The sequence below is a fragment of the Myxococcus sp. CA039A genome, assembly GCF_013336645.1.
GTDB classification, from domain to species: domain Bacteria; phylum Myxococcota; class Myxococcia; order Myxococcales; family Myxococcaceae; genus Myxococcus; species Myxococcus llanfairpwllgwyngyllgogerychwyrndrobwllllantysiliogogogochensis.
The window spans coordinates 1-904 of the sequence record NZ_JABUMQ010000710.1 but is presented as its reverse complement, the minus strand read 5'-3'; the positions used below and the strand labels follow the sequence as shown (position 1 = coordinate 904).

At 72.5% G+C, this 904-nt stretch carries 1 protein-coding gene; it reads right to left on the bottom strand.

Features of this window, described 5'->3' with window-relative positions; genetic code table 11:
* A partial coding sequence (locus HR086_RS47180) for a triple tyrosine motif-containing protein (protein WP_305794130.1) occupies positions 1–904 on the bottom strand: 904 nt, incomplete at both ends.

The following is a 904-nucleotide window of genomic DNA, read 5'->3' as shown; positions in this document are numbered from 1 at the left end:
CCGCGAGCTGCCCCACCGCCGCCATCCTCCCCGCCTGGACGAGCTGCGCCTGCGTCTGCCGCAGCGTGCGCACGTTCGCCTCCAGCTCCTCGTTCGCCCGCGCCAGCTCCCGCGTGCGCTCCTGCACGCGCGCCTCCAACCACCGCTCACGCGCCTTCAGCTGCCCCACTCGCAGCAGGTACACGCTGACGCCCAACATCCCCAGCCCCAGCACGAACAACACCCAGAAGTCCGTGCGCTGCCACAGGCTCGGCTCCAGCAGCACGTCCAGCGACACCGGCTCCGTCCAGCCCCCGTCCCGGCCCTCCGCCTGCACCTCGAAGCGATAACGCCCGGGCCGCAGCCCCGTGTACGTCGCCCGGCGAATCTCCGCGCGCACCCAGCCGTCGTCGTGCCCCACCAGCCGGTAGCGGAACGGCAACCGCACCGCGTCCCCGGGCGTGAAGGCCGTGAAGCGGATGTCCAGCCGCGAGCCATCCGGCCGCAGCTCCACCGGGCCCGTCACCGGCACCAGCTCGCCCTGCACGCGCACTTCCTCGATGCGCACCTCGGGAGGCTGCCGGCTCGCGCGCACCCGCACCGGGTCCACGACGATGGCGCCCTGGATGGTGGTGAACCACAGCCGCCCATCCTTGCCCCGCCACCCCGACGGCTGCGTGTTCCCGTTGCACTCCGCGGTGCGCATGCCGTCCGTCTGGTCGAACCCCATCACCGCCAGCCGCGAGCGGCGTCCCTCCGCCACCTCCTCCAGCTCACGCAGCGACACCCGGGACACGCCCTTGTTGCTGCTCATCCACAGGTGGCCATCTCCGTCCGGGACGATGCTGAACACCGCGTCGTCGTAGAGCCCGTGTTGCGACACCGAGTAGCGCGTCCATGCGCCCCCCTTCCACCGCCCCAGCCC